This is a genomic window from Devosia sp. (assembly GCF_035944845.1).
Taxonomy (GTDB): Bacteria; Pseudomonadota; Alphaproteobacteria; order Rhizobiales; family Devosiaceae; genus Devosia_A.
In genome coordinates, this window is the sequence record NZ_DASZAW010000030.1 from 1 (window position 1) to 8,209 (window position 8,209).

Below are 8,209 nucleotides of genomic sequence, written 5' to 3' on the forward strand. Positions count from 1 at the left end.
GGAGCGCCCGTCACGTCGCCAGGAAAGGGATTTATTCGTCATGGCTGAATTCGACCGTCCGACTATCGCCGCTCAGCGGGCCGGAACCGCCGCGGCCATCGATGAGGGCCTGCGCAGCTATATGCTGAAGGTCTACAACTATATGGGTATCGGCCTGGTGGTGACCGGTGTGGTCGCCTACTTCGCCAATGCCTGGTCCACGACCACCGATCCGTCGCAGGCGGTAGGCCAGCTGGCCAACGGGACGCTGGTCACCCAGTGGGGCTCGCTGATTTACGCCTCGCCGCTGCAGTGGGTCATCATGTTTGCGCCGCTCGCGTTCGTGCTGGTGCTGAGCTTCGGCATCAACAGGCTCTCGGGCGCCACCGCGCAGCTGCTGTTCTGGGTGTTTGCGGCCGTCATGGGCCTCAGCCTCTCGTCGATCTTCATGGTCTATACCGATGCCTCGATCGCCAAGGTGTTCTTCATCTCGGCGGCCACGTTCGGTGCAATGAGCCTTTACGGCTACACCACCAAGCGTGACCTCACCAGCATCGGCAACTTCCTGATCATGGGCCTGATCGGCCTGATCATCGCCTCGATCGTCAACATTTTCCTTGCTTCGAGCATGCTCGACTTCGCCATCTCGGCGATCGGCGTGCTGATCTTCGTGGGTCTCACTGCCTACGACACGCAGAAGGTCAAGGAGAGCTATGACGAGGGCCTCGGCGCCGAGGTGCTGCAGAAGTCCGCGGTGATGGGTGCGCTTTCGCTCTACCTCGACTTCATCAACCTGTTCCTGATGCTGCTGCGCCTGTTCGGTAACCGGGAATAATTGCCGAGCGCTTTCAGGAAGAGTTGTGAGACTTTTCTGGTTGGAAAGCGTGACTGATAGAAGGCATCAGCAAGTCTGATTGGAAGTTTCGGGGGCCGCGATCTATCAAGATCGCGGCCCCTTCGTTTGCCGTGAGTTTCTGATGCCCGACGTCGTCTTCCGCCCTTTTGCCTGGTCCGACGTGCCCGCGATCACCGCAATCTACCGGCCTTATGTCGAGGAGACGGTGATCACCTTCGAGACCGAAGTGCCGTCCGAGACCGAGATGGCGGAGCGCTTCGGCAAGCTCAAGGCGCTCGGCCACCCGCTGATCGTCGCCGAGCGCGACGGCGAGGTCATGGGCTATGCCTATGCCTCGTTCTACCGGCCACGCGCGGCCTATCGCTTTACCTGTGAGGATTCGATCTATCTGCGGCAGGATGCGGTGGGGCAGGGGGTTGGCGGGCGGTTGCTCGACGAGCTGATGACGCAGAGCCGCGCTGCCGGCTTCAAGCAGATGATCGCGGTGATCACCGCCGAACGCGCCAACTCGGTGCGGCTGCACGAGAAAGCCGGTTTCCGCCATGTCGGGCGCTACGAGGCGGTGGGGTACAAGTTCGACCGCTGGCTGGATATCGTGCACCTGCAGAAGGGGCTGTAGGGCTGTCTGAGGTCGTTAGCAGCAGACGGCAGGCTTCAGGTGGCCACTTAGGGGCACACCAAACTAGGTGTTCACCCCCGTCCGCGCAAACCTGGCTAGAGCCGTTTCTCCATCGGATAGCAGAGCATGCCGCGGTCGGCTTCGGCGGGGCCGGCATCCTGCCAGCCATTGGCGAGGTAGAAGCGGTGGGCGGTGCCAGTGCTGGTGAGCTTGGCATGGCTGGCGCCGGACTGGCGGATGCGCTGCTCGAGCGCGGCCAGCAGGGTCTTGCTGACGCCAGCGAAGCGGTGAGTGGGGGCGACGTAGTTGAGGCCGATCTCGTCGGCGCCGGTGAGACAGCCGACAGCGGCGATCTCGCCATCGTGCTCGGCGACGAGGAACAGCGCACCGGGGCGTTCGAGCATCTTCAGCACCATCTCGGGCGTCTTGTTGCGCAGCCAGCCGGCAAGGATTTCGGCATCGTCGCGGTGGTCGGCGGTGCAGAGATCGCGGATCGAGGCGGTGAGCACCGCGCTCATCGCCGCGGCATCTGCCGGCACGGCCGGGCGAATGCTGATCATTTGACCAGCGCGAGTTCCAGTACGCGCAATACCGTGGTGAGGTCGTGGCCGCGTTTCAGGATGCGGCCCTCCTGGCTCAGCACCATGTACTGGCCCTGCTTGAGGCGGAGTTTCGGATTCTTCTCGACCACGTAGAGCGGGCGCTCGGAAGCGCGCTTATAGATCGAGAACAGGGCGCGGTCGCGGAGGAAGTCGATGGCGTAGTCACGCCATTCGCCATCCACGACCTTGCGGCCATAGAGGTTGAGGATGGTCTGGAGTTCCTTGCGGTCGAAGGTGACCGCCGGCACGAAGCGGTTGTGATTGGCCGGCTGAAGTTCGGCGGGACCAGGGCTCGCGGCTGCCGCGAAATCGATGAGTAGCCCTGATCCAGACTGCTCGGGTTCGTCCACCATTGATCGGCCTCGTCACCTCGCTGTCATGATCGCGTCATTCGCAACGCTTGGCAAGCCGGTCGGATGCAACGGTCGGCATGGACCCCGGGCAGTACGCATCTGCCGCAAACGTTAATGCAAAATCCCTATTTCGGTCACAATCCCTCCCAGTTGGCGCCAGATTGACCCGGCACCTTATCTCCATTGCCTCCAGTGGCCGGCAAGCGGGCTGACCGAGCCCCCAAACCACGATGCTCGTTTGCCGGCCGCCTCTATACATGCACAGTCATTCTCCTCCCGCCTGCGCAAGCTGGCGGGAGTTTTGTTATGGCGGCGAGGCGCCGTGACACGGGACAAGAAGACGTCTCGACTTCATCATGGACGTCATTCCCGCGAAGGCGGGAACCTGGTGGGACGCCGCATCACCCGCTGACGCTGAAAAATCGCACTGGGTCCCCGCCTTCGCGGGGATGACGCCGGTGGTTGGGCCAGGATTGAGCGCAATCACCGAGCTAGTACGGTGCAGTCAATCGTCAAAGTGCTTAGCGGGTAAAGCTGGCGGCGCCGACGATCGCGCCCGGCAGACCGTTGTGATCCTGCTGGAGCAGGATGACGGCGCCATTGGAGCGGCCAGTCAGGACTTCGGCGAGCGGCAGGGTCAGCTCGGCGCCGGCACCGGCCTTCCACATCCCCAGCACCTGGCGGCCGGTGACGATCTGCGTATAGGCCACCTGCTTGCCCTCATTCTCGCCCCGCTCGATGGTGACGTCGGCGCGATCGAGGAAGGTGACGAGCCAGATCATCGCGTCGGGCTCGCCGGCCTTGGCGGGGACCGAGACCTGCAGCATATTGTCCGTGGCTTCCGAGAGCTTGACGTCGAGCGGCAGGCTGGCGCCGCCCAAGGCGCCATTCACCGCGTCGCGCTTCGAGCCGTTCAGGCCACCCTTGCCGTTCACCACCAGCTGCGGGGTGAAAATGCGCGAGGAGCCCCAGCTTTCGGCGTAGTCGCGCTGACGGTCGGAGTTTTCCTTGGTGCCGAAGGTATCTTCCCAGCCGACATAGTCCCAGTAGTCGACATGGTAGGCGAGCGTCACCACGTCGGGGCGCTTGCCCATCTCGTCGAGCATGGCGTCGGCCTTCGGGCAGGACTTGCAACCCTGCGAGGTGAACAGCTCCAGCACCGCCTTGGGCGCAAGCTTTATCTCCCCGGCCAGGCTGGGGGCGATCAGGGCAAGCGAAAGGGAGACGCCGCAAAGGATCGAACGAAAAAACATGGCGACGTTTGTAGGCAGGCGGGTGGTCCTGCGCGAGTCAAATCGGCGCGACTTTGCGTGATGGGGAAAAGGGGGGCGGGAAGGCGCTGGAGCCCGCAGTGGGCGAAGCTCTCCCGCTTGCGGGGGAGGGGGACCAGCGGAGCTGGTGGAGGGGGGAGCCCCAAGCACGAATGGTGGGCGGATGGGCAAGGGCCAATGTTTGTGGCACCCCCCACCGTCCTCCGGACGGCACCCTCCCCCGCAAGCGGGAGAGGGACGCCGACTGCGCCGTCTGTTTACGCCGCGACGAGATTGCGCAGCACGTAGTGCAGGATGCCGCCGTGCTGGTAGTACTCGAGCTCGTTGACCGTATCGATGCGGCAGCGGGTCGAGATTTCCTCGATGCGGCCGTCGGCGCGGACGATCTTCACCTTGACGGTGGAGCGCGGGGTCAGCGTGGTCAGCCCCTCGATCGAGACGGTCTCGGTGCCGTCGAGCTTGAGGGTCTGCCAGCTTTCGCCGTCGGCGAACTGCAGCGGCAAGACGCCCATGCCGATCAGGTTGGAGCGGTGGATGCGCTCGAAGCTCTGGGCGATGACGGCGCGGACACCGAGCAGCCGGGTGCCCTTGGCAGCCCAGTCACGCGACGAGCCGGTGCCGTATTCCTTGCCGGCGAAGATCACCAGCGGGGTGTTCGACTTCTGGTAGGCCATGGCGGCGTCGTACATCGCCATCACCTCGCCGGTCGGGCCCTTGGTGAAGCCGCCTTCCACGCCCGGCACCATCTGGTTCTTGATGCGGATATTGGCGAAGGTGCCACGCATCATCACTTCGTGGTTGCCGCGACGGGCGCCGTAGGAGTTGAAATCCTTGGGCGCCACCTGGCGCTCGACCAGGTACTTGCCCGCCGGGGTGCCGGCCTTGAACGAGCCGGCCGGCGAGATGTGGTCGGTGGTGATCGAGTCGAGGAAGAGGCTGAGGACGCGCGCTTCATGGATATCGGTCACCGGCGCCGGCTCCATGGTCAGGCCCTCGAAATACGGGGGGTTCTGCACATAGGTGGAGCTCGAGTTCCAGCGATAGGTCTCGCCGCCGTCGACGGCGATGGCCTGCCAGTTCTCGTCGCCCTTGAACACGTCGGAGTAGCGGCCGAGGAACATCTTGGGGGTGATCACCGTGCGAACGATGTCGGCGATCTCCTGGTTGGTCGGCCAGATATCCTTGAGGTAGACTGGCTTGCCGTCCGAACCGGTGCCGAGCGGATCGGTCGCGAGGTTCTTGTTCATCGAACCGGCAATGGCGTAGGCGACCACCAGCGGCGGCGAGGCCAGGTAGTTGGCCCGCACGTCTGGGTTCACCCGGCCCTCGAAGTTGCGGTTGCCCGAGAGCACCGAGGCGGCGACGAGGTCATTGGCGTTGATGCATTCCGAAATGGCTTCCGGCAGCGGGCCGGAATTGCCGATACAGGTGGTGCAGCCATAGCCGACGAGGTTGAAGCCGAGCGCGTCGAGATCGGCCGAAAGGCCGGCAGCGTTCAGGTAATCGGTCACCACCTGCGAGCCGGGGGCCAGCGAGGTCTTCACCCACGGCTTCGACGTCAATCCCTTGGCGCGTGCCTTGCGGGCGACGAGGCCGGCGGCGATCAGGACGTTCGGGTTCGAGGTGTTGGTGCACGAGGTGATGGCGGCGATCACCACATGGCCGTCATTGAGGCCATACTTTTCGCCGCGCACGGGCAGCGTCGCCTCTTCCGGAATGTCGTCGACGCCGGAGGCGCCTTCATCGACGAAGCGGCCCTCGTCCTTCGATTCGGGCAGCGCCGTGCGCTCCTTGCGGCCGCCGGCCAGATCTTTCATCGCCTCGGCGAATTTCGGCGCCGCATCGACCAGCGAGACGCGGTCCTGCGGGCGCTTCGGGCCGGAAAGCGAGGGGACGACCGTGGTGAGGTCCAGCGACAAGGTATCGGTGAACAGCGGGTCCGGGCTGTCGGTGGTGCGGAACATGCCCTGGGCCTCGGAATAGGCCTTCACCAGCGCCACGCGATCGGCATCGCGGCCGGAAGTCTCGAGATAGGTCAGGGTGTCCGAGTCGACCGGGAAGAAACCGCAGGTGGCGCCATACTCAGGAGCCATGTTGGCGATGGTCGCCTGGTCTTCGAGGCTGAGGTAATCGAGGCCCGGGCCGTAGAACTCGACGAACTTGCCGACCACGCCCTTCTTGCGCAGCATCTCGGTGACGGTGAGCACCAGGTCGGTGGCGGTGATGCCCTCGTTGATCTTGCCGGTCAGCTTGAAGCCGATGACTTCGGGGATCAGCATGGTGATGGGCTGGCCGAGCATCGCCGCCTCGGCCTCGATGCCGCCGACGCCCCAGCCGAGCACGGCGAGGCCGTTGACCATGGTGGTGTGGCTGTCGGTGCCGACAAGGGTATCGGGATAGGCGTAGAGCTCGCCCGAGGTCTCGTCCTTACGCGTCCACACGGTCTGCGCCAGGTATTCGAGGTTCACCTGGTGGCAGATGCCGGTGCCGGGCGGCACGACGCGGAAGTTGTCGAAGGCTTTCTGGCCCCAGCGCAGGAACTCGTAGCGTTCGCCGTTGCGCTCGTACTCGAGGTCGACGTTCTGCAGGAAGCTCAGCGGGGTGCCGAACGAGTCGACCATCACCGAGTGGTCGATGACCAGGTCGACCGGGACCAGCGGGTTGATCTTCTGCGGATCGGCGCCGAGCTTGGCGGTGGCATCGCGCATCGCGGCGAGATCGACCACGGCGGGGACGCCGGTGAAATCCTGCATCAGCACGCGGGCCGGGCGGTAGGAGATCTCGTGCTCGGAAATGCGGGTCCGCAGCCAGTCGGCGACGGCCTCGATATCGGCGCGGGTGACGGTGACGCCATCCTCGAAGCGGAGCAGGTTCTCCAGCACCACCTTCATCGAGTGCGGCAGTTGCGAGACACCCTTCAGACCGTTCTGTTCCGCCAACGGAATGGAGAAATAGCTATAGGTCTTGCCCCCGACGGTGATCGTGGTTCTGGACTTGAAGCTGTCGAGGGATTTCGAGGTCACGGGTGTCGCCTTCACGCGCTGGTGTTGCAGGCGCCGCCGATCCTGACGCCGGACCGAAAAAGGCCCGGGAGACCGGGGGCAGAGGACGTCTGACTGGAAGCATTCCAATCTAGCGCTGGCTTATAGAGAAACTACATGACGCTTGCCAGTGGTGACTTGGGTTCATTAGGCATGGCGGCCATGACCCAGCCGATGCCCGCTTCCGAGGCCTTTCAACCGCATTTGAGCGTCACCGGCCTCACGGTGCGGCGCGGCGAGCGGCTGCTGTTCGCCGATCTGCGGTTCGAACTCAAGTCGGGAAACGTGCTGCTGCTGCGCGGCCCGAACGGGGTGGGCAAGTCGACGCTGCTGCTGGCGCTGGCAGGCATCGTGCGGCCGGATGGCGGGACGATTGCCGGCGCGGAGCGGACCGAACTGCATCTGCTCAACTACCAGAGCGGACTCAAGGGGCGGCTGACAGTCAGCGAGAACCTAGAATTCTGGCAGGCGATGAACGGAACAAGCGGCCCGACGGTCGAAGCCGCGCTGGACGCGGTCGGCATCGGCGGGCTTGGCATGCTGGAGGCGGGGTACCTGTCATCAGGCCAATTGCGGCGGTTGTCGCTGGCGCGGCTTCTGGTCAGCGCCCGGCCGATCTGGCTCCTCGACGAGCCGAGTGCGGCGCTCGATGCCGAAGGCGAGATGCTGCTTGGCCGGCTGATCGATGCGCATCGGCAGCGCGGCGGCATCGCTGTGATCGCCACCCACCACGACCTGATGCTTGCCGACACGGCGGGCGTCGAGACGCTGATCCTCGGGGGCGCAGCATGAGGGCGTTCCGGGCACTGATCGGGCGGGAGCTCAAGCTGGCGTTCCGCGCCGGTGGCGAGGCGCTGACGCTGGTCTTGTTCTTCGTCATGGTGGCGGTGATCGTGCCGTTCGCCATCGGGCCGGATCGGCCGCAACTCACCCGGCTGGCGCCTGGGATCGTGTGGATCGCGGCGTTTCTCTCCATGCTGCTCGGGCTCGACCGGCTGTTTCGCAACGATGACGAGGACGGTTCACTGACCCTGCTGCGCCATGCCAGCCTGCCGCTCGAAGCGGTGGTTGCCGCAAAAGTGATCTCCCACTGGCTGGTGACGGCACTGCCGCTGCTGCTGGCGACCCCGATGCTGGCGTTGCTGCTCTCGATGTCGTGGGCGCAGTGGGCGCAGACCGTGCTGGCGCTCTTGATCGGCACGCCGGCGCTGGTGAGCTTCGGGGCCCTGGGCGCTGCGGTGACCGTGGGATTGAGGCGCGGCGGGCTGATCGCGCCGGTGCTGATCCTGCCGCTGTCGATCCCGGTGATGATCTTCGGGGTGGGGATGCTGGATCCGCTCGCCGGGAGTGGCGCGACATTGTTCCTCATTGCCTTGAGCCTCGTGGTGACGGCCTTCTCACCCTTCGCGGCTGCGCTTGCCTTGCGCGTGGCCGGGGAATAGAGCGAACGCCATGTCCGTCGATACCGTCAAACAACCCAACTGGTTC

At 64.7% G+C, this 8,209-nt stretch carries 8 protein-coding genes; 4 read left to right on the forward strand and 4 right to left on the reverse strand.

Annotated features, from left to right (window positions below; genetic code table 11):
* Window positions 1-40: 40 nt before the first annotated feature.
* Both VGV07_RS04745 and VGV07_RS04750 read left to right on the forward strand, forming a co-directional pair.
* Complete coding sequence (locus tag VGV07_RS04745; protein ID WP_326867540.1) at window positions 41-814, forward strand: Bax inhibitor-1/YccA family protein; 774 nt, start codon at window positions 41-43, stop codon at window positions 812-814.
* 142 nt (window positions 815-956) lie between these two features.
* Window positions 957-1,454: a GNAT family N-acetyltransferase gene (locus tag VGV07_RS04750; RefSeq protein WP_326867541.1), complete on the forward strand. Its 498-nt coding sequence runs from the start codon at window positions 957-959 to the stop codon at window positions 1,452-1,454.
* Between the two features lie 95 nt (window positions 1,455-1,549).
* Here the strand turns inward: VGV07_RS04750 and VGV07_RS04755 are convergent, their stop codons facing one another.
* The 4 genes from VGV07_RS04755 to acnA all read right to left on the reverse strand — a co-directional run bounded on the left by VGV07_RS04755 (window position 1,550) and on the right by acnA (window position 6,703).
* Entirely contained in the window at window positions 1,550-2,014 is a 465-nt protein-coding gene (locus VGV07_RS04755) for a GNAT family N-acetyltransferase (protein WP_326867542.1), read from the reverse strand.
* The gene (locus VGV07_RS04760; RefSeq protein WP_326867543.1) at window positions 2,011-2,409 is read right to left on the reverse strand and encodes a DUF2794 domain-containing protein; all 399 of its coding nucleotides are present in this window, start codon (window positions 2,407-2,409) and stop codon (window positions 2,011-2,013) included. The genes VGV07_RS04755 and VGV07_RS04760 overlap by 4 nt, the downstream gene beginning before the upstream one ends.
* Window positions 2,410-2,930: 521 nt before the next feature.
* On the reverse strand, window positions 2,931-3,662 hold the full coding sequence (locus VGV07_RS04765; protein WP_326867544.1) for a DUF1223 domain-containing protein: 732 nt from the start codon (window positions 3,660-3,662) through the stop codon (window positions 2,931-2,933).
* 275 nt (window positions 3,663-3,937) lie between these two features.
* Window positions 3,938-6,703 carry an aconitate hydratase AcnA gene (acnA, locus tag VGV07_RS04770; RefSeq protein ID WP_326867545.1) on the reverse strand — a complete coding sequence of 922 codons (2,766 nt, stop codon included), beginning with the start codon at window positions 6,701-6,703 and terminating at the stop codon, window positions 3,938-3,940.
* A gap of 171 nt (window positions 6,704-6,874) precedes the next feature.
* On the opposite strand from acnA, the gene ccmA reads away from it, so the two are divergent.
* Window positions 6,875-7,513 carry a heme ABC exporter ATP-binding protein CcmA gene (gene ccmA / locus VGV07_RS04775; RefSeq protein ID WP_326867546.1) on the forward strand — a complete coding sequence of 213 codons (639 nt, stop codon included), beginning with the start codon at window positions 6,875-6,877 and terminating at the stop codon, window positions 7,511-7,513.
* Window positions 7,510-8,163 (forward strand): heme exporter protein CcmB, encoded by a 654-nt coding sequence (gene ccmB, locus VGV07_RS04780; RefSeq protein ID WP_326867547.1) that lies wholly within the window; start codon window positions 7,510-7,512, stop codon window positions 8,161-8,163. The genes ccmA and ccmB overlap by 4 nt, the downstream gene beginning before the upstream one ends.
* The last annotated feature ends 46 nt before the right edge of the window (window positions 8,164-8,209 follow it).

Coding starts and splice junctions, on each gene's coding strand:
- VGV07_RS04745 (WP_326867540.1), top strand. CDS start 41: ATGGCTGAATTCGACCGTCCGACTATCGCCGCTCAGCGGGCCGGAACC.
- VGV07_RS04750 (WP_326867541.1), top strand. CDS start 957: ATGCCCGACGTCGTCTTCCGCCCTTTTGCCTGGTCCGACGTGCCCGCG.
- VGV07_RS04755 (WP_326867542.1), bottom strand. CDS start 2,014: ATGATCAGCATTCGCCCGGCCGTGCCGGCAGATGCCGCGGCGATGAGC.
- VGV07_RS04760 (WP_326867543.1), bottom strand. CDS start 2,409: ATGGTGGACGAACCCGAGCAGTCTGGATCAGGGCTACTCATCGATTTC.
- VGV07_RS04765 (WP_326867544.1), bottom strand. CDS start 3,662: ATGTTTTTTCGTTCGATCCTTTGCGGCGTCTCCCTTTCGCTTGCCCTG.
- ccmA (WP_326867546.1), top strand. CDS start 6,875: ATGGCGGCCATGACCCAGCCGATGCCCGCTTCCGAGGCCTTTCAACCG.
- ccmB (WP_326867547.1), top strand. CDS start 7,510: ATGAGGGCGTTCCGGGCACTGATCGGGCGGGAGCTCAAGCTGGCGTTC.